Genomic DNA, 20,065 nt, shown 5'->3' with positions numbered 1-20,065 from the left:
TTACGTAGTACTTGTACAAGATTAATGGTTGGAGCGACAATTGTTCGCGATAAAAGAATTATTGCAGGTGGATATAACGGAAGTGTATCAGGCGGTGTACACTGCGTAGATGAGGGGTGTTATGTCGTTGATGGCCATTGCGTGAGAACAGTCCATGCTGAGGCAAATGCGCTTTTGCAATGTGCAAAATTCGGTGTTGCTACTGAAGGAGCACATATATATGTGACACATTTTCCGTGTTTACAATGTACAAAACAAATCATCCAAGCAGGGATCGATACCGTTTATTACGCCACAGACTATCGCAATGATCCTTATGCGATTGAATTGTTTCAAGAAGCGAACATCCATATAGAAAAAGTATCCGTTAATCAATATTCATTTGACCCACAGCGTGAATTAATGCAAGAATATGTATCTAAATTAATTGATACTATTGAAGCATTAGACATATCCGAAGATAAGTTAAAGCAAATAAAGGAGGAAGGAAAACAACTATTTTCACATAAATAGTTGTAGAAGAATGAAAGGGTATTGGCATATTCCGGCGTTTGGAATTATCGTCAGTTTCTTTACAGTTATTATGGACATGGCATGGTTTTTTCTTGTTTTTACAGGTTGGTTAATTTGGGTGGCTTTTAAAAAAAGATTACCGATCATGCCGTTTTTCTTTTCTTTCCTATTCTTTTTTTACTTTTTAAATAACGCATCTGTTGTTAAAAGCAATTATACTGAAAGGAATCAAAGGCAAATACATTCTGGAACAATAATGGGTGCTGTTACCTATACAGAAGATCGACTTGAATTCAAATTAATGAATGAAGAGACAAGAGAAAAAATGCTTGTACAACTATTTCCTAAGAATCAAAACCCACTCCCCATTAATAAGGATATTGTTAGAGGTGCCAAATGCCAATTAAACGCGGAGTCTACTGTCATTGATGAGGCAACAAATCCAGGGCAGTTTAATTATAAAAGGTATTTGGCACAACAACAGATATTTACAGTACTTCGACCTATATCTATAGACGAAATATATTGCTCAGGAGAGTCTGTATTCAGTCATCTCGATTCATTCCGTCAAACCATACAAGATTATCTTTTAGAAACGTATCGACTAAAAACTGCAGCATGGCTCAATGCTTTAATTTTTGGTAATGATTCATTAATTGATGAGGAAACGGTCGAATTGTTTAGACGTTGGAACCTAGCCCATATATTAGCGATATCAGGATTACATGTTGGTTTAGTTATTAGCATGCTATACTTTACTTTTGTCAAAACGGGATTACTAACAAAAGAGAAAGCACAAACACTTTTAATCCTTTTCCTCCCACTATACGCGGTCATAGCTGGGGGTGAACCATCTGTTTGGCGTGCGAGTATGATGGCTTTATTTATTTTGATATGTTTAAAATTTAACATAAAGGTTGCCATGCCAGATGTTATCAGTATCGTTTTTATCGTATTTGTTTTTATAGAGCCAGAAATAATATATCATATCGGATTTCAATTTTCTTTTCTAGTTACATTCGGATTAATTTTGTCAAAAAATTGGCTTCTAGAAGATACCTCTATTCCTTTTCAAATCTTGAAGATTAGTTTTGTCGCGCAAATGATAATTCTTCCACTGCAAATTATCTACTTCTATCAATTTAATCCGCTGTCAATCATCATCAATGTCGTTATTGTTCCTTATTTTTCATTATTTGTTATACCATCTATGTTTTTATTACTCATAATCAGTCCGCTAGCGTTTTTAAATAATTGGTTCGAATTATTATTTAATTCTATCCACTCCTTTATGCTGGCATTACTTGAGCGTATTGATATGAAGTTATATGTTTCGTGGACAGGTGGTGAATTTCCGGGTTATTTTCCGGTTGTGTTTTATGGTTTATTTCTCTTATTTATGTTGTTAATCGAACAGAAAAAGCAGAGGCAAGCTTTTCAGGTCGGTGTTTGTTTAACGTTGTTTTTATCATTGATGTTTTGTCGCCCGTATTTATCACCGTATGGAACAGTGACAATGCTTGATATTGGTCAAGGAGATGCATTAGTTATTGAATTACCTTTCAGAAAAGGTGTCATATTATATGATGCTGGTGCTACTTTTTCATTTACTGAATTTAAACCAGATGATCGTGTATTTCGACAAATCATTAAGCCATTTTTAGATTATAAAGGTATACAACAAATCGATGCATTAATCTTATCACATGAGGATATGGATCATATGGGGAGTGTTGATTTTATTGTTAAGGCTTTTTCAGTCAAACAAATTATAGTCAGTGACTATTATCATGTGAATATGTCACAACAACAAATATGGAGTGAGCAAGGAACAGAATTACAACGTGTTGAAACCAATGATAAAATTATCATTGGTAACCACCCATTTACCGTGTTAGCCCCTTTTAAAGATGCTGGCAATGATAATGATAATTCGCTTGTTCTTTATACAGTATTTGCTGATAAATCTTGGCTCCTAACTGGTGATATTGGAAAAAGTGTTGAACGGCAAATGATAAGGCACTATCCTAATCTGCAAATTGATGTTCTAAAGGTTGCTCATCACGGTAGTAATTCTTCAACAGATCGTCAATTTATTAAACAGGTTCAACCTACATATGCACTCATATCAGCCGGAAGAAAGAATCGCTATGGACATCCTGCTTCTGAAGTGATGGCCACCTTAGAAGAAAACGAAATCCGCGTTTTCCGAACGGATGAGCATGGGGCAGTCATTTTTCACTATCATAAAGAAGGGGAGTTTGATCTGTTTTTTAATAAATAAAAAAGAGACTGATATCAGCCTCTTTTTGCTATGTAATCCTATTTACCTTATGAGTAAAGAACGCTAATAAAAACTCCGATGGCAAAGATTAATACAAAATATAAAAATGAAAAAGTAAATCCTTTGATTGAGTCAGCAACATCTAAGTTTTTTGATTGTGAATCCTTTTCAAATTCATTCATAACTAACCCTCCTAAGCTCCATTCACTATCATATAGTATAAGATAAAATTTTGAAAAAATCCACCTTTAATAAAAGGATTCATCATTTCATCACATTTATAAAATGCACGGTCATAATTAGAAAGAGTTGTCAGCGATATTTTTACCATGTCCGGTTAGGCTATAAATAATCGTATAAAGCTTATGCTTATACGTTGATATAGATCGGGAGGGAAATATTCCCTCCTTTAAACATGACCAAATTGAATGATACTGTGCTTGCGAAACCATGTGTAACAGCGTACCATTATATATATCGTTTTATGGAATGGGGGAGACATGATGACTTATTTAAACCTAAGTCGCCGACTAAAAAAGAATGATATTCCATTAGTTAGTCTAGTTTATGGAGAGGAAACATTTTTTATCCAACGTTTAAAAGATTTATTCATTAAGCAAGTCAATACAGATTCTGAAAATATTATGACATATGATTTAACTGAAACCCCTATTCAGGATGTGTTAGCAGATGCGATGACTTATCCGTTTTTTGAGGGGAAAAAGCTTATTTTTGCTACAAATCCGATCTTTCTACAAACGAAAGCGAAAAAGCTCCCATTTGAACATCAGCTAACTGTATTAGAGGACTATTTACAGGCCCCGCCTGATTATTCAATCGTTGTTTTTATACATACTGCTGAAAAAATAGATAGTCGAAAAAAAATAACAAAGCAATTGAAACAAAAAGCAGAAATTGCCGTATGTGAAACAATTAAGCCGCATGAAGCGGAAAAATGGGTTATCACAATGGCTGAAGATTTACATGTTACGATTGAGCGTGAAGCAATTTATCTATTAGATCCAGATCTATTAATAAATCTCCAGTTATTACAAAGTGAAATATCTAAGCTCGCACTTTATGTTGGTGAAGGAGGCGTGATTACAAAGGAAATTGTTGAGAAACTTGTATCACATACACCGACTAGTTCGGCTTTACGTCTTGTTGATGCTGTCATGATAGCAGACCTTTACAAAGCAATTGCCATTTATCATGATTTATTGAAACAAAAAGAAGACCAAATCGCATTAATTGGTTTATTAGCCTATCAATTTCGGATGATTTTAAGGGTAAAGTTATTAAAACAAAAAGGATACTCCCAAGGACAAATCCAGAAAAGCCTAGGTGTTCACCCGTATGTTGTGAAGATTGCTCATGAAAGGGAACGTCAATTTTCTATTAAGCGCCTAAAATACATTATCAATCAACTTGCCGAAACTGATGCTCTCTTAAAACAAGGAAAAATGGATAAAAATATCGCTTTTGAATTATTATTGCATAACTTAATGAACCGGAATGTTAATTAAAAAAACGACCACATGTGGTCGTTTTTTTAATTAGGCTTGTTTTAACTTTTTTGCGAGTCTAGTCTTTTGACGATTTCCATTGTTTACATGGATAATCCCTTTTTGAATTGCTTTATCAATGACTTTAACTGCAGATTGGTATGCTTTTTGGGCTCTTTCTTTATCATTAAGAGCTACGGCACTTTCGACCGCTTTAATATGAGAACGCATCGTCGTGCGATCCTTTTGATTTTGTATCCGCTTTCTTTGGTTTGTACGTGTACGCTTAATCGCTGATTTAATATTAGCCATGTTAATTCCTCCTTTTAATTGTGAGAAATGCAATGATTCTAAAAATTCACGATATGAAATTTAAAATGCATCTAATGATATTTTGCATGAACGAATGAAAAATTGCAAATGATACTATTAATGACTTTTTGTTTGGAGGGTGTTATTGATGATGCAAGATGACCAATTTAATCCAGTTCGAACAGATTTAGCTGTTGAAGCTAAGGATATGTATGTTAAAGAGGCCGACCAACACCAACGTCAAGGGGTTGTCATACGTGATGTTAATAAAGATAATATAAAAATTTCCTATGTCGAAATAAATGATGATGGCGCCAGACAAACAGGAAAAAAGCCAGGTCATTATGTAACAATCTATGCTGATGGCGTTAAAAATCAAGATACGGCAAGTCAACAAGCAGCAGCGAAAATATTAGCTGCTGAATTAGAAAACATATTAACGTTAAATCACATTAAAAAAGGTGATAAAGGATTAATTGTCGGTTTAGGTAATTGGCATGTTACACCAGATGCATTAGGGCCAATGACAGTTGAAAAGATTTTAGTGACGAGTCATTTATTCGAATTGGAATATGAAACGGTGGCAGACGGCTATCGTCCAGTAGCAGCACTGACCCCTGGTGTTATGGGTGTAACAGGAATAGAAACGAGTGAAATTATTGCCGGGGTTATTGAACAATTCCAACCGAGCTTTGTCATTGCGGTTGATGCATTAGCTTCAAGATCGATTGATCGGATTAACGAGACGATTCAAATTTCTGACACCGGTATACATCCTGGATCTGGAGTGGGAAATAAACGTAAAGAATTAACTAAAGATACATTTGGCATTCCAGTTATTGCTATCGGTGTTCCAACTGTCGTTGATGCTGTTACGATTACAAGTGATACAATCGATTATTTACTAAAACATTTTGGTCGTTCATGGAAAGAAAAAGATCGCCCGTTCCAATCTTTATTACCGGGGGGCTTTACATTTGGTAAAAAGGAACTTCATGATGCAGACTTGCCGAATGTTGAAAAACGACAAACCTTTTTAGGGATGGTTGGTACATTATCAGAAGAAGAGAAGCGCTCTTTAATTACTGAAGTGCTTTCCCCAATTGGAAAAAACATGATTGTGACACCGAAAGAAGTAGATGATTTTATGAAAAACATGGCCCATCTCCTCGCTTCTGGTATTAATGCCGCCCTACATGAAACAATTGATGTAGATAACTTTTCTTCTTATACACGTTAAACATGAATTTTTTTATTTAAGTCAATAAGCTTGTTCTACTTTTCTACCCATTTTCATAGATTTAAAATAGAGCGACTATCAAGTTGAAAATGGGGTGGTATGATGTTTAGTCGTAAAGGTTTACCGTTTACACGCTTTATTAAAAAAGGAACTATCTATTTTTTTAGTATTTTTCTCACGTTTATGTTAATTGGGGTATTAACAACCGTATCGCCGACCTATCGTATTTCATTACAATTATTAACAGAGTGGACGAACAAAGTAGAAAGTGCAACATTTCTTCATTTATTTGGTATGGAAAATCGGGCTTTCCATCATGCAACTGATCTTGAACAATTGCCTAGCATTTCATCGACATTGTTTCGATTAGCAACTCATATAAAACCAAATGATGTCAGGAGTTTGCTCGGTAATGAATTACCAGGATTTCAGATTTTTGATACAAAAATATTGTTGGCAGGAGAGGGAACAGACTATACAAATTTACCGATTGAATCCGCAGCTCCTTTAGAAGATATCTTAAAAGAGCGCCATGCCATTATTAACGAGGATACGGAAGAAGGTTCTGATACAAAAACTGATTCTCCGTTAACAACTGGAAATAAAAATGTCGTTTTTATTTATAATACACATAATCGTGAATCATTCCTACCTGCTTTACCTGATGTTTCTAATGTAAATCTTGCCTTCCATCATGAAGCAAATGTAACCAAATTAAGTGAACGATTAGAAAAGGCATTGAAAACAGCAGGAATAGGGACGGTTGTTGATAAAACAGATCATATGCAAGTATTACAAGAAAAGGGATTAAAATATCCGAAATCATATCAAATATCAAGAGAGACTGTTGAAGTAGCTTTATCTAAACACCGTGATGTTGTCTATGTTTTTGATATCCATAGAGATTCACAGGGATATAATAAAACGACAAAAAATATAAATGGAAAAAAATACGCTAAAATCATGTTCGTTGTCGGAGCTGAACACGCAAATTATGAACGTAATTTACAATTTGCGACGGAATTACATTATTTACTGGAAGAAAAGTACCCAGGTATAAGTAGGGGAATATTTCAGAAAAAAGGACCAGGAACGAATGGAATTTTTAATCAGGATTTATCAGATCATGCCATTCTATTAGAAATCGGTGGTGTGGAAAATACGTGGGACGAATTAAATCGAACGACAGACGTGTTTGCTGAAATTTTCACTGAATATTATTGGGATGCCGAAAAAGTTAATAAAACGATTGAGGTGAAAAAGTAATGGCCCGATTTACAATATTCATATTATGTCTTGTTATATTTTTTCTAGTTGGAATGTTATTCGGGCTTGACAAACAAGCAAATAATCATGATATAGACACGTCTGAGCAAAACATAATCGACTCGATTGAATATGTAGACAATAACAATGAAGATATAGATGAAATTCAAATTCATCAATTAAATCAGCAGAACCAATCCCCCCATTTTACCCAAAAGCTAGCTACTGGGTTAGAAAAGATTGTGAAAGGGTTTTATGAGGGGGTCGTACAGATTATTTATCAATTATCAACCATGCTTTTTTAGTAGCTTTTCTCATCATGAAGATACCCTACGTGATATTGTCCTTGAAACGATGTGGGCGTATTGATATAATTTAACCTAGTGAATTATGTCAACATAGTGACCAAATGTATGATTTTATAGTCTCGCGGAAATGACACTTAGGAGTGAACAGCATTTATGTCTAAAAAGCAAGATAACATCCGGAATTTTTCGATAATCGCCCATATTGACCATGGTAAGTCAACATTAGCAGATCGAATTTTAGAGAATACAAAAGCATTGACTCAACGTGAAATGAAAGAGCAATTTCTTGATGCGATGGATTTAGAGCGCGAACGTGGAATTACAATCAAATTAAATGCAGTACAACTTCAATACGAGAGTAAAGATGGTGAAGAATATACATTCCACTTAATAGATACACCAGGGCATGTCGATTTTACATATGAAGTATCAAGAAGTTTAGCCGCATGTGAAGGAGCGATTCTTGTCGTCGATGCTGCTCAAGGTATTGAAGCACAAACACTAGCTAACGTTTATTTAGCATTGGATAATGATTTAGAAATTATTCCGGTTATTAATAAAATTGATTTACCAAACGCAGATCCAGATCGTGTAAAGAAAGAGTTAGAGGAAGTAATTGGAATTGATCCCGAGGATGTCATCTTAGCTTCAGCCAAAGCTAATATCGGTATTGATGATATCCTGGAACGAGTTGTTGAAGCTATTCCACCGCCAATTGGTGACCCAGATGAACCCCTTCAAGCATTAATATTTGATTCTTTATTTGATTCATACCGTGGGGTTGTCGCCTATGTCTGTGTTATGCAGGGGTCGGTTAAGGTAGGCGATAAAATAAAAATGATGGCTACTGGGAAAGAATTTGAAGTTAATGAGGTCGGTGTCTTTAATCCGAAACCGCAATCTGTTGCTCGACTCGATGTCGGCGATGTCGGTTATTTAACGGCATCTATAAAAAATGTATCTGACACGCATGTTGGAGACACGATTACTCATGTTGAACGCCCGGCAGAAGAGCCATTACCTGGATACAGAAAATTAAACCCGATGGTCTTTTGCGGATTATACCCAATCGACACGAATGATTATAATGATTTACGCGAAGCATTAGAACGTTTAGAATTAAATGATTCTGCCTTACAATATGAAGCAGAAACTTCACAAGCATTAGGGTTCGGTTTTAGATGTGGTTTCCTTGGTCTATTACATATGGAAATCGTCCAAGAACGAATCGAGCGTGAATTTAATATTGATTTAATAACAACTGCACCAAGCGTTATCTATGAGGTGAAAAGGACAGATGGTGAGATTATTAAGGTAGATAATCCATCAGATATGCCTGATCAGCAAGAAATCGAAGAAGTACGTGAACCGTATGTCGAAGCAACAATCATGGTGCCAAATGACTATGTTGGCCCAGTAATGGAAATCTCACAGAAAAAGCGTGGTCATTTCGTTAATATGGAATATTTAGATGATATACGTGTTAATGTCATTTACCATATCCCATTATCAGAAATTGTTTATGATTTCTTTGACCAATTAAAGTCACAATCAAAAGGCTATGCCTCCTTTGACTACGAATTAATCGGTTATCAACCTTCAAACTTAGTGAAAATGGATATACTACTCAACGGTGAACAAATTGATGCCCTTTCTTTCATTGTGCATCGTGATTTCGCTTATGAACGTGGAAAGCAAATCGTTGAAAAACTGCGTGAATTGATTCCGAGACAGCATTTTGAAGTACCTGTCCAAGCAGCAATCGGAAATAAAATTATTGCTCGCTCAACGATTAAAGCCATTCGTAAAAATGTCCTAGCTAAGTGTTATGGTGGAGATATTTCTAGAAAAAGAAAACTACTTGAACGCCAAAAAGAAGGTAAAAAACGCATGAAAATGGTTGGTTCTGTTGAGGTCCCGCAGGAAGCCTTTATGTCTGTATTGAAAATGGATGATAACTAATCGCTAGTTAAGAAAGGAGAAATTTTATGTGTCATCATTATCATAAAATTTTTCCTTTTCTTATTTGATTTGCTAAGGAGGAGCATCATGATTCAATCTGTCTATATTCACATTCCGTTTTGCCACCACATCTGTCATTATTGCGATTTCACAAAAATATTTTATAATGAATCGATGGCAACTCAATATATCGAAGCTTTAGGAAAAGAAATGGCGACTATACTACCTGGAACAAAAAATAAAGTCCGTACAATTTTCATCGGTGGTGGAACACCAACGGCACTAAATATCACACAGTTGAAAAAGTTGTTAGACCTCATTCATGAATTCTTTGATGTTGCTTCATGTGAAGAATTTACCATTGAAGCTAATCCTGGGGATTTTGACGAAGAGAAAATAAAATTATTAAAACATTTTGGCGTTAATCGGGTTTCTTTAGGTGTGCAAGTGTTTGATAATCAATTATTAAAAGACATTGGTCGGGCTCATCAAGTAAAAGATGTATACCGTACAATTAATGATTTGAGGAAAAACGGATTTGAAAATATAAGCATTGATCTCATTTATGCTTTACCACATCAAACCGTTTCAAACTTTACAGAAACTGTTAAAAAAGCATTAAGCTTTCATCTACCGCATTATTCAGCGTATTCATTACAGGTAGAACCACAGACCATTTTTTATAACCGTTATCGTAAAGGGAAGTTGCACCGTCCTGAGCAAGAAGAAGAAGTAGAGATGTATGCTTTATTACGACAGCTGATGACAAGTCATGGATTGAACCAATATGAGATTAGTAATTTTGCAAAACCATCCTATGAAAGTAAACATAATTTAACCTATTGGAATAATGATTATTATTATGGTTTTGGAGCAGGTGCATCTGCATATTTGCCAGGGAAGCGGACGATGAATATTAGAGCAATCCCTTCCTATATAAATCAAGCGAATCAAGACGGATACCCAATTATGAAGGTTGATTCTATTGGTTTAAAAGAGAAAGTAGAGGAAGAGTTTTTCCTAGGGTTAAGGAAGCGTACAGGGATCAACAAAAAACAATTCAATAAAAAGTTCGGTTTTCCATATGACCGTATTTACCAAAAACAAGTTAAAGATTTAATCGATAAAAACTGGTTGGTAGAAGATAAAAATCATCTGCGTTTAACAGAGGATGGCCTTTTATTCGGTAATGACGTTTTTGCGCACTTTCTACTCGATGAATCAGATTTAAATCATGTTAATTGACAAAAAAATAATGATTTGTTAACTTATTATTAGCATTAGCACTCGATGATACGGAGTGCTAACAGGGGTGAACATCATGTTGACGGAGCGGCAGTTATTAATATTAAAAATCATTATTGATGAATTTATTGACTCTGCACATCCAGTTGGTTCCCGTGTCATATCAAAGAAGGACGGTATCGCGTTAAGTGCTGCAACGATACGTAATGAGATGGCTGACTTAGAAGACCTAGGGTACCTAGAAAAAACCCATACATCCTCTGGTAGAATTCCATCAGAAAAAGGATATCGTTATTATGTTGATCATATTATTGCTCCGACAATTAAGAGAAGTGAAATCAACATTTTAAATAGTGTTTTACAAGAAGGTTACTTTGAGGTCGAGCAAATTGTTCAAAAAGCAGCAGAAGTATTATCTGAGTTAACAAACTACACAGCGATTATTTTAGGACCGGAAATCTATGATACAAAACTAAAGCAAATTCAGTTATTACCATTATCAGCGCATAGTGCTGTATCTATCTTAGTGACTGATACGGGACATGTCGAGCACCGTTCTTTCTCTGTTCCATTTGATATGCACGCTTCTGATTTGGAAAAAATGGTCAATATATTAAATGATCGTTTATCTGGTGTTCCAATCATTCATTTACAGGAAGTTATACGTGATGAAGTGATTCACTTAATGAAGCAATATGTAAATAATTTTGAGAAAGCTTATGCATATTTATCAAAGGTGTTTATTCAAGAACAACCTGTTAAAGTATATGTTGGTGGAAAATCAAACCTTTTATTGCAACCTGAATTTAGAGATATAAATAAAATTCACTCCTTCTTATCCGTAATGGAAGATGAACAAGAAATTGCTAAACTCATGCAAACGTCTAAAGAAGGTATCCATGTTCGAATTGGACAAGAAAATGATATGGATGCAATTAAGGACTTTAGTTTAATTACAGCCACATATCATGTATATGGTGATCAAACAGGGACGATTGGTTTGCTCGGCCCTACACGAATGGAGTATCGCAAAGTGATCACATTGTTAAATGCTTTTTCATCAGAAATGACTAAAGCTTTATATCTCATGTATAAAAACAATTGATATAAAGGGTAATCATTGTAGTGATTGTCTTCACTACATCTTTATTTTGTCTATTTTCACTAGTTTTAGTTGCAGAAATGTCGGAGGTGTAATAAATGTCAGAAAAGGATGTTTCACAAGAGCAAACAGAAGAAACAAAGGACGCATCTATAAATGAAGAATCAGTTGAGACGGTTGACGACGAAGAATTGGTTGAAGAAGATAAGCGAGATGAAACCAAGGAAATGAACGAGTTAAAAAATGAACTTGCCAAACTGACGGAAGAAAAAGATCAAATTTATAATCGCTTATTGCGTCTACAAGCGGAATATGATAATTATAAAAAACGGACACAAAAGGAAAAAGTTGCTGAAAGAAAATATAAATCACAAGATTTAGCAACAGAACTTTTACCTGCTTTAGATAATTTTGAAAGAGCCTTGAATATAGAGGATGTGCCAGAAGAAATGAAGGGATTTTTTGATGGCATGTCAATGATTTATCGACAAATTACCGAAGTGCTCAAAGCAGAAGATATCACAGAAATTGAAACAGTTGGTAAAGCATTTGATCCAAATATACATCATGCTGTAATGCAAGTTGAAGATGATTCAATAGATTCAAATATCGTTGTAGAAGAGTTACAGAAAGGTTATGTGCTTAAAGATAAGGTACTTAGACCAGCAATGGTTAAAGTAAATAAGTAAATCTACAAAGAGTCAAAATTAGCTAGGAGGAACAAAAAGAATGAGTAAAATAATTGGAATTGATTTAGGAACAACAAACTCTTGTGTGTCAGTAATGGAAGGTGGCGAACCTGTTGTTATCCCAAACCCGGAGGGAAACAGAACAACACCATCTGTTGTTGCGTTTAAAGACGGAGAAAGACAAGTAGGTGAGGTTGCTAAACGCCAGGCTATTACAAACCCTGATACTGTTCAATCCATAAAGCGTCATATGGGATCAGATTATAAAGTAAACATAGAAGGTAAGGACTATACACCACAAGAAATCTCAGCAATTACATTACAACATTTAAAAGCATATGCTGAAGATTATATTGGTGAAAAAGTAGAAAAAGCAGTTATTACTGTGCCGGCCTATTTTAATGACTCTCAACGTCAGGCTACTCGTGATGCAGGAATTATTGCCGGTCTTGAAGTCGAACGAATTATAAACGAACCGACAGCTGCAGCATTGGCATATGGAATTGACAAGAGTGATCAAGACCATACCATTCTAGTATTTGACTTAGGTGGAGGAACATTTGATGTATCGATCCTAGATATTGGTGATGGTACATTCGAAGTAATTGCTACTGCTGGAGATAATAAGCTTGGTGGAGATGATTTTGACCAAGTCATTATCGATTATATGGTTCAAGAGTTTAAGAAAGAAAATGGTATTGACTTATCCCAAGATAAAATGGCTACACAGCGCCTAAAGGATGCAGCTGAAAAAGCGAAAAAGGATTTATCTGGGGTTACTCAAGCACAAATCTCTCTACCATTTATTACAGCAGGGGAAGCAGGACCATTGCACTTAGAAATGACATTAACACGTGCTAAATTTGAAGAACTATCTTCGGATTTAGTTGATCGCACAATGGTACCAACGAAAAAGGCACTACAAGACGCAGGGTTGTCACCAAGTGAAATCGATAAGGTTATCTTAGTTGGTGGATCAACACGTATTCCGGCGGTTCAAGAAGCTATTGAGCGTGAAATCGGTAAAGAACCATCAAAAGGTGTAAACCCGGATGAGGTTGTAGCACTAGGTGCTGCTATTCAAGGTGGTGTGTTACAAGGTGATGTCAAAGACGTTCTGTTATTAGACGTCACACCACTTTCACTTGGTATTGAAACAATGGGTGGCGTATTTACACGACTTATCGAACGAAATACAACGATTCCAACTAGTCATTCACAAGTTTTCTCAACAGCAGCAGATAATCAAACAGCTGTTGATATCCATGTGCTTCAAGGGGAGCGTGAAATGGCTCAATATAATAAAACGCTCGGCCGTTTCCAATTAACAGATATCCCGCCGGCACCACGTGGTGTTCCGCAAATCGAAGTTTCTTTCGATATTGATGCGAACGGCATTGTAAATGTTCGTGCGAAAGATCTTGGAACAAATAAAGAACAATCGATTACAATTAAATCATCTTCTGGACTATCTGACGAAGAAGTCGAGCGTATGGTAAAAGAAGCCGAAGAGAATGCCGAAGAAGATAAGAAACGTCGTGAAGAAGTTGATTTACGTAATGAAGCCGATCAACTTATTTTCACAACAGATAAAACAATTAAAGACCTCGGAGAGAAAGTTTCTGATGACGATAAGCAAAAAGCAGAAGCAGCTAAAGAAGACTTGAAGAAAGCTCTTGAAGGTGAAGATCTCGAAGAAATTAAAGTGAAAAAGACTGCTTTAGAAGAACAAGTTCAACAGCTATCTGTTAAATTATATGAGCAAATGAATCAACAAAATCAAGCACAACAAGGAACAGCCGAACAACAAGATGATAATGTTGTCGATGCGGAGTACAGTGAAGTCGATGACGAAGAAGACAAAAAATAAGGCGTCCTAAAAGATAAAAAGTCAAAGTCGGGTTTTCCTTGACTTTGACTTTTTTACTGATAGTAAATAAAAGATTTCATATTTGTCATGCTTCTTTACTAGTGATAAGATGAAACGTATGTAAATGTGTTCGAGGAGAGTGGATAATAAGTGAGTAAGCGCGATTATTACGATGTGCTAGGAATTGAGAAAGATGCTTCAAAGCAAGAAATAAAGAAAGCATATCGTAAATTAGCTAGAAAATATCATCCTGACGTAAGTAAGGAAGAAAATGCTGAAGAAAAATTTAAAGAAGTGAAAGAAGCCTATGAAGTTTTAAATGATGATCAAAAGCGTGCCCAATATGACCAATTTGGCCATGCGGGTGCTCAAGGATTTGATGGTTTTGGAGGCGCCCAGGACTTCGGTGGCTTTGGTGATATTTTTGATATGTTCTTTGGCGGTGGTCGGAGAAGAGATCCAAATGCCCCGCAACAAGGAGCCGATGTGCAGTATACAATCACATTAGATTTTGAGGAAGCTATTTTTGGTAAAGAGACAGAAATAAGTATACCAACAGATGAAACATGTGAGACATGTCATGGCTCAGGTGCTAAGCCGGGAACACAACCAAAAAGATGTACGACATGTCACGGTTCAGGACAAATGAACCACGAACAGGATACCCCATTTGGCCGAATCGTCAATCGTCGGGTTTGCCATACATGTCAAGGAACAGGAAAAGAAATTCCGCATAAATGTCAATCTTGCCATGGCAGTGGAAAAGTGAAAAAACATAAACGTATACAAATTTCAATCCCTGCCGGAATCGATGAAGGTCAACAAATTCGTGTTTCTGGAAAAGGTGAGCCAGGCATCAATGGAGGGCCACCAGGAGATTTATTCGTTCTAATCCAAGTGAAAAAACACGATTTCTTTGAACGTGATGGCGACAATATTTATTGTGAAATGCCATTGACCTTTACTCAAGCAGCACTTGGTGATGAAATTGAAGTTCCGACTGTCCATGGAAAAGTAAAACTTAAAATTCCAGCTGGTACACAAACAGGTAAAATATTCCGTCTAAAAGGTAAAGGGGCTCCTAATGTACGGGGGTATGGACAAGGGGACCAACATGTTCGCTTCAAAATCGTGACACCGACAAACTTATCGGAACGTGAAAAAGAACTACTTCGCGAATTTAATAAATTACGTGGACATGAGTCAACAGAAGAAGATTCATCCCTTTTTAAACGGTTGAAAAATGCTTTTAAAGGTGAATAGAAAGGTACGTGATGTAAAATTAACTGGACGGAAGTATGTGTACACACGACAAATGAAGCTATAGAAGCCGTTTCACATATACTCATGGATTATGGTGCAAGCGGTGTCGCAATTGAAAACCAACTTGATTTAAACAAAAAGCGAGCGACAAAGTTCGGGGAAATATATGAGCTCAACCCCTCTGATTACCCCGAAGAAGGCGTTTTTATCAAGGCATATTTCTCAAAGCAAGATCAACTATTTGATGAAAAAGTGTCGCAAATTCAGAAAAAAATAAATGAATTACCTGATTTTCAAATTGATATTGGACCGAATATGATCTACTTACGTGAAGTCGCTGAGACAGATTGGGCGACAGCTTGGAAAAAATACTATGACGTTGTTCATGTTTCAGATCATGTTACGATTGTTCCGTCATGGGATTTTGAAAAGTATGAAGCGAAATCTAAAGATGAAAAGGTTATTAAGTTAGATCCAGGAATGGCCTTTGGAACAGGAACGCATCCAACAACGAAATTAAGTATTCAAGCACTTGAAAAATTTGTCAATATGAACGACTCGGTTATTGATGTTGGTAGTGGATCCGGAGTTTTGAGTATTGCCTCGAGCCTATTAGGAGCAAAAGAAGTATATGCTTATGATCTAGACCCAGTTGCTGTTAAAAGTACAATGGAAAATAGTAAATTAAACGGGCTTGAACAGGTTATATATCCTATACAAAAAGACCTATTAAAAGGTGCTGAGCATCAAGCAGATTTAATCGTCTCGAATATATTAGCAGAAATAATTGTCCAATTTATTGAGGATGCTTGGAATAACTTAAAACCGGACGGGTTTTTTATAACGTCAGGTATTATTAGTGAAAAACGTTTATTAGTCGAAAACGCTCTTAATGCACAAGGCTTTACAATATTAGAAATAAATCATCTCGATGATTGGGTATCGATCGTGGCGAAAAAACAGTAGGAGAAGGTGGGCAATGTGCAAAGATATTTTATCCCTTCAGATAACTGGCAAGACCATCATGTAACAATTAAAGGACAAGACGCACATCATCTTATGCGTGTTTTAAGAAGTGATGTAGGTGATCAGGTTATTTGTAATGACAGCGAAGGCCGGGCTGCTATATGTGAAATTAATGCGTTTGCTAATAAAGAAGTCCATTTAAAAATCATTGAATGGCTTGAAGAGGAGAATGAATTACCGATTCATGTAACGATTGCACAAGGATTACCTAAAGGTGATAAAATAGATTTCGTCCTACAAAAAGGGACTGAACTCGGTGCCCAAGCATTTATCCCATTTTCCAGTCAGCGATCAGTTGTCAAATGGGATGATAAAAAAGGCAAAAAAAAGCATGAACGCTTTTCTAAAATTGTAAAAGAAGCAAGTGAGCAAAGTCACCGGAACCGTATTCCTAAAGTGCATTTACCGATGAATTTAACCAAATTGATTGAAATGGGTCAATCATTTGATATAAAAATATATGCCTATGAAGAGGAAGCAAAGGTTGAAAAATTTCATTCCTTTAGTACAATAGTTAGGAAACTTAAAAAAGGCCAATCTTTGCTTATATTAATCGGTCCAGAGGGTGGATTTGCTGAAGAAGAAGTAGCAATGCTAAATAAAAATGGCTTCACATCTGTTCGCTTAGGTCCAAGGATTCTACGAACGGAAACAGCTGCTTTATATGCTTTAGCAAGTATCTCATATCAATTTGAAGAATTGGGGTGTTCTTAATGCCAACAGTGGCTTTTCATACATTAGGTTGTAAAGTAAATCATTATGAAACAGAAGGAATTTGGCGCATGTTCATGGAGAATGGTTATGAACGCGTTGAATTTGAGCAAATGGCGGATGTATATGTTATTAATACATGTACCGTGACGAATACAGGAGATAAAAAAAGTAGGCAAACGATACGTCGTGCGATTCGTAAAAACCCAGACGCTGTTGTTTGTGTAACAGGTTGTTATGCCCAAACATCACCAGGAGAAATCTTAGCCATACCAGGTGTAGATGTTGTTGTCGGAACTCAAGATCGAAAAAACATGATTCAATATATTGAAGAGCACCAAAAAACACGTCTACCTGTTAATGCTGTATCCAATATTATGAAAAATCGTGTGTTTGAAGAAATGGATGTCCCAGAGTTTACAGATCGTACCCGTGCATCATTGAAAATTCAAGAAGGATGTAATAACTTCTGTACATTCTGTATTATCCCTTGGTCGCGTGGTTTATTACGTTCGAGAAAACCAGAAAGTGTATTGAAACAGGCGCAACATTTAGTTGATGCAGGATATAAGGAAATCGTTTTAACTGGTATTCATACAGCAGGCTATGGTGAAGATATGCCTGATTATAATTTTGCTATGTTACTTCGTGATTTAGAAGAGAAAGTAGATGGTCTGAAACGAATTAGAATTTCTTCGATTGAAGCGAGCCAAATTACAGATGACGTCATTGAAGTGTTGGATCAATCGAAGAAAATCGTACGCCATCTTCATATTCCATTACAATCAGGTTCAAATGACGTATTAAAACGCATGCGTCGTAAGTATAGTGCGGAATTTTATTATGAAAAAGTGAAAAAAATCAGCAAAGCTTTACCTGACTTAGCAATTACCTCCGATGTCATTGTCGGTTTTCCAGGTGAAACAGAGGCCGAATTCATGGAAACATATGAATTTATCAAACAAGTCGGTTACTCTGAATTACACGTTTTCCCATACTCACAAAGAACGGGGACTCCAGCAGCTAGAATGGATAATCAAGTACCGAAAGATGTGAAAGAAGAACGTGTTCATCGTTTGATTGCTTTGTCTGATGAATTAGCTAAACAATATGCGATGCGTTATGAAAATGAAGTCTTAGAAGTCATTCCAGAAGAAAAAATTCATGATGCAGATCATCCAGATATATTAGCTGGCTACACAGACAACTATTTAAAAGTTCAGTTTAAAGGAACACCAGATTTAATCGGGAAAATTGTTCGTGTTAAAATTACAAAAGCAGGTTACCCTGTCAATGAAGGTGTATTCGTAAGAGTAATGGATGACGCAACACATGCAATGGCTAAGTGAAAAGAGGGCAGGACATAACTAGCCTCAAATAATGATTATAGATAGGTACATCATATTTTATTTACTGAAACGAAAGCCATAAGTTGGAAAATCGTTAGTATCGTTTGTTATAAAGAAAAATAATAATCCACTCCTTTTCCCTAGGGGTGGATTATTATTTATTAATAATATCAAAGTTATCATCACGTCTCTAAGCGCAAACTCCCAATACGATATAACTTTAACTAGCATCGCTGACTTATATACCATCGATGGCTTCAATGCGAGCTAACTTGAACTGACCTCGCCGACTTACATACCTTTGATGGCTTCAATGTGAGCTAACTTCAACTAACATCAATGACTTACACGCCATTGAACGCTTCAATGCGATATTACATAAAAAAGACACGATAAAAACGTACAAAACCTCGGCACATTGCCGGAGTTCTCTCAAAGATAATTGATAAAATCTGTCTTTATGAAAGGTATCAAGAAAGCAAAAACATCTTTTGCCCCGTCTTTTTTAATAATATGCTTCATTTTTAACCATTCGATTTTATTTGGCAGACATGCTATTATTTATGTAAAGATACATATACCATATCAGAAAAGAGGATGTTTTATATGGAAATAAGAAAATATATTGATCATACATTATTAAAGCCCGATGCGACACAAAATCAAATTGATCAAATCATTGAAGAGGCAAAGACTTTTCAATTTGCTTCTGTCTGTGTTAATCCGTATTGGGTAAAATATTGCTATGAACAATTAAAAGATACAGATGTAAAAGTTTGCACAGTGATTGGTTTTCCACTAGGTGCAACAACAACTGCTAATAAAGTCGCAGAAACAAAAGAAGCAATTCAATCAGGTGCCGAAGAAGTAGATATGGTTATTAATATCGGAGCACTAAAAGTGAATGACGATGAAACGGTCAAAAATGATATTTTAGCCGTTGTAGAGGAAGCAAAAGGACATGCGTTAGTCAAAGTTATTATTGAAACTGCTTTGTTAAATGACGATGAAAAAATGCGTGCTTGTCAACTTGCCGGAGAAGCTGGTGCTGATTTCGTTAAAACTTCTACAGGTTTCTCAGGTGGTGGTGCAACGGTCGAAGATGTTAAATTAATGCGCCAAACAGTCGGTGAACAAATGGGTGTTAAAGCATCAGGTGGGATCCGTGATCGGAAAGTAGCAGAAGCGATGATCGAGGCTGGTGCAAACCGAATTGGTGCAAGTTCCGGGGTTTCTATTGTCAAAGAAGAATTATGATATAGTAGACTGAGGTTTAGGTGGATTTTTACTACTCCCCCAAACCTTAGTCGCACTTAGGATGCACAGGACGTGGCGCTTTTAGCTTACCTTGCTTTACATGAGGATCCTTAGTAACCCCGCGGAGTTAAAAAACTACTAAATAGCACATACTTTCTCTGAT

At 36.0% G+C, this 20,065-nt stretch carries 18 protein-coding genes; 16 read left to right on the top strand and 2 right to left on the bottom strand.

Annotated features, from left to right (window positions below; all coding sequences use genetic code 11):
- Both VIG73_RS15665 and VIG73_RS15660 read left to right on the top strand, forming a co-directional pair.
- Nucleotides 1-513, top strand: a 513-nt coding sequence (locus VIG73_RS15665) for a ComE operon protein 2 (RefSeq protein WP_331643745.1), incomplete at its 5' end; no start/stop codon positions are given.
- Between the two features lie 10 nt (nucleotides 514-523).
- Nucleotides 524-2,797: a DNA internalization-related competence protein ComEC/Rec2 gene (locus VIG73_RS15660; RefSeq protein WP_331643743.1), complete on the top strand. Its 2,274-nt coding sequence runs from the start codon at nucleotides 524-526 to the stop codon at nucleotides 2,795-2,797.
- A 47-nt stretch (nucleotides 2,798-2,844) separates the two neighbouring features.
- Here the strand turns inward: VIG73_RS15660 and VIG73_RS15655 are convergent, their stop codons facing one another.
- Nucleotides 2,845-2,979: a YqzM family protein gene (locus tag VIG73_RS15655; RefSeq protein ID WP_331643741.1), complete on the bottom strand. Its 135-nt coding sequence runs from the start codon at nucleotides 2,977-2,979 to the stop codon at nucleotides 2,845-2,847.
- A gap of 321 nt (nucleotides 2,980-3,300) precedes the next feature.
- Here VIG73_RS15655 and holA point away from each other — a divergent pair, with 321 nt between their 5' ends.
- The gene (gene holA / locus VIG73_RS15650) at nucleotides 3,301-4,323 is read left to right on the top strand and encodes a DNA polymerase III subunit delta (protein WP_331643738.1); all 1,023 of its coding nucleotides are present in this window, start codon (nucleotides 3,301-3,303) and stop codon (nucleotides 4,321-4,323) included.
- 30 nt (nucleotides 4,324-4,353) lie between these two features.
- Here holA and rpsT read toward each other — a convergent pair whose 3' ends face one another.
- Complete coding sequence (gene rpsT, locus VIG73_RS15645) at nucleotides 4,354-4,614, bottom strand: 30S ribosomal protein S20 (RefSeq protein WP_331643736.1); 261 nt, start codon at nucleotides 4,612-4,614, stop codon at nucleotides 4,354-4,356.
- Nucleotides 4,615-4,765: 151 nt separating this feature from the next.
- Between rpsT and gpr the strand changes: the two genes are divergently transcribed.
- From gpr to deoC, 13 genes are all read left to right on the top strand, one after another.
- On the top strand, nucleotides 4,766-5,854 hold the full coding sequence (gene gpr, locus VIG73_RS15640) for a GPR endopeptidase (RefSeq protein ID WP_331643763.1): 1,089 nt from the start codon (nucleotides 4,766-4,768) through the stop codon (nucleotides 5,852-5,854).
- A gap of 102 nt (nucleotides 5,855-5,956) precedes the next feature.
- Nucleotides 5,957-7,120 (top strand): stage II sporulation protein P, encoded by a 1,164-nt coding sequence (spoIIP, locus tag VIG73_RS15635; protein ID WP_331643734.1) that lies wholly within the window; start codon nucleotides 5,957-5,959, stop codon nucleotides 7,118-7,120.
- Nucleotides 7,120-7,425: a hypothetical protein gene (locus VIG73_RS15630; protein ID WP_331643732.1), complete on the top strand. Its 306-nt coding sequence runs from the start codon at nucleotides 7,120-7,122 to the stop codon at nucleotides 7,423-7,425. Before spoIIP ends, VIG73_RS15630 begins: the two co-directional genes overlap by 1 nt.
- Nucleotides 7,426-7,581: 156 nt before the next feature.
- The gene (gene lepA / locus VIG73_RS15625) at nucleotides 7,582-9,390 is read left to right on the top strand and encodes a translation elongation factor 4 (protein WP_331643730.1); all 1,809 of its coding nucleotides are present in this window, start codon (nucleotides 7,582-7,584) and stop codon (nucleotides 9,388-9,390) included.
- An 87-nt stretch (nucleotides 9,391-9,477) separates the two neighbouring features.
- Entirely contained in the window at nucleotides 9,478-10,635 is a 1,158-nt protein-coding gene (gene hemW, locus VIG73_RS15620) for a radical SAM family heme chaperone HemW (RefSeq protein WP_331643728.1), read from the top strand.
- A gap of 76 nt (nucleotides 10,636-10,711) precedes the next feature.
- Nucleotides 10,712-11,740 carry a heat-inducible transcriptional repressor HrcA gene (hrcA, locus tag VIG73_RS15615; protein ID WP_331643726.1) on the top strand — a complete coding sequence of 343 codons (1,029 nt, stop codon included), beginning with the start codon at nucleotides 10,712-10,714 and terminating at the stop codon, nucleotides 11,738-11,740.
- A 95-nt stretch (nucleotides 11,741-11,835) separates the two neighbouring features.
- Entirely contained in the window at nucleotides 11,836-12,426 is a 591-nt protein-coding gene (grpE, locus tag VIG73_RS15610; RefSeq protein WP_331643723.1) for a nucleotide exchange factor GrpE, read from the top strand.
- 40 nt (nucleotides 12,427-12,466) lie between these two features.
- Nucleotides 12,467-14,296 (top strand): molecular chaperone DnaK, encoded by a 1,830-nt coding sequence (gene dnaK, locus VIG73_RS15605; protein WP_331643721.1) that lies wholly within the window; start codon nucleotides 12,467-12,469, stop codon nucleotides 14,294-14,296.
- Nucleotides 14,297-14,446: 150 nt separating this feature from the next.
- Entirely contained in the window at nucleotides 14,447-15,559 is a 1,113-nt protein-coding gene (dnaJ, locus tag VIG73_RS15600) for a molecular chaperone DnaJ (RefSeq protein ID WP_331643719.1), read from the top strand.
- Nucleotides 15,560-15,577: 18 nt separating this feature from the next.
- Nucleotides 15,578-16,525: a 50S ribosomal protein L11 methyltransferase gene (prmA, locus tag VIG73_RS15595; RefSeq protein WP_331643761.1), complete on the top strand. Its 948-nt coding sequence runs from the start codon at nucleotides 15,578-15,580 to the stop codon at nucleotides 16,523-16,525.
- 15 nt (nucleotides 16,526-16,540) lie between these two features.
- Nucleotides 16,541-17,299 carry a 16S rRNA (uracil(1498)-N(3))-methyltransferase gene (locus tag VIG73_RS15590; RefSeq protein WP_331643717.1) on the top strand — a complete coding sequence of 253 codons (759 nt, stop codon included), beginning with the start codon at nucleotides 16,541-16,543 and terminating at the stop codon, nucleotides 17,297-17,299.
- Nucleotides 17,299-18,645 (top strand): tRNA (N(6)-L-threonylcarbamoyladenosine(37)-C(2))-methylthiotransferase MtaB, encoded by a 1,347-nt coding sequence (mtaB, locus tag VIG73_RS15585; protein ID WP_331643715.1) that lies wholly within the window; start codon nucleotides 17,299-17,301, stop codon nucleotides 18,643-18,645. Before VIG73_RS15590 ends, mtaB begins: the two co-directional genes overlap by 1 nt.
- A 606-nt stretch (nucleotides 18,646-19,251) precedes the next feature.
- Nucleotides 19,252-19,902: a deoxyribose-phosphate aldolase gene (gene deoC, locus VIG73_RS15580; protein ID WP_331643713.1), complete on the top strand. Its 651-nt coding sequence runs from the start codon at nucleotides 19,252-19,254 to the stop codon at nucleotides 19,900-19,902.
- Nucleotides 19,903-20,065: the final 163 nt, after the last annotated feature.

The sequence above is a fragment of the Cerasibacillus sp. genome (assembly GCF_036516575.1).
Taxonomy (GTDB): Bacteria; Bacillota; Bacilli; order Bacillales; family Amphibacillaceae; genus Cerasibacillus.
Note: the sequence above shows the minus strand (reverse complement) of the source record. Positions and strands in the feature narration are given on the sequence as shown.

Excerpts from the sequence above, each read along its gene's own strand:
- VIG73_RS15655 (WP_331643741.1), bottom strand. The coding sequence starts at position 2,979 with ATGAATGAATTTGAAAAGGATTCACAATCAAAAAACTTAGATGTTGCT.
- deoC (WP_331643713.1), top strand. The coding sequence starts at position 19,252 with ATGGAAATAAGAAAATATATTGATCATACATTATTAAAGCCCGATGCG.
- rpsT (WP_331643736.1), bottom strand. The coding sequence starts at position 4,614 with ATGGCTAATATTAAATCAGCGATTAAGCGTACACGTACAAACCAAAGA.
- gpr (WP_331643763.1), top strand. The coding sequence starts at position 4,766 with ATGCAAGATGACCAATTTAATCCAGTTCGAACAGATTTAGCTGTTGAA.
- VIG73_RS15660 (WP_331643743.1), top strand. The coding sequence starts at position 524 with ATGAAAGGGTATTGGCATATTCCGGCGTTTGGAATTATCGTCAGTTTC.
- grpE (WP_331643723.1), top strand. The coding sequence starts at position 11,836 with ATGTCAGAAAAGGATGTTTCACAAGAGCAAACAGAAGAAACAAAGGAC.
- lepA (WP_331643730.1), top strand. The coding sequence starts at position 7,582 with ATGTCTAAAAAGCAAGATAACATCCGGAATTTTTCGATAATCGCCCAT.
- hemW (WP_331643728.1), top strand. The coding sequence starts at position 9,478 with ATGATTCAATCTGTCTATATTCACATTCCGTTTTGCCACCACATCTGT.
- holA (WP_331643738.1), top strand. The coding sequence starts at position 3,301 with ATGACTTATTTAAACCTAAGTCGCCGACTAAAAAAGAATGATATTCCA.
- spoIIP (WP_331643734.1), top strand. The coding sequence starts at position 5,957 with ATGTTTAGTCGTAAAGGTTTACCGTTTACACGCTTTATTAAAAAAGGA.
- mtaB (WP_331643715.1), top strand. The coding sequence starts at position 17,299 with ATGCCAACAGTGGCTTTTCATACATTAGGTTGTAAAGTAAATCATTAT.
- dnaK (WP_331643721.1), top strand. The coding sequence starts at position 12,467 with ATGAGTAAAATAATTGGAATTGATTTAGGAACAACAAACTCTTGTGTG.
- VIG73_RS15630 (WP_331643732.1), top strand. The coding sequence starts at position 7,120 with ATGGCCCGATTTACAATATTCATATTATGTCTTGTTATATTTTTTCTA.
- hrcA (WP_331643726.1), top strand. The coding sequence starts at position 10,712 with ATGTTGACGGAGCGGCAGTTATTAATATTAAAAATCATTATTGATGAA.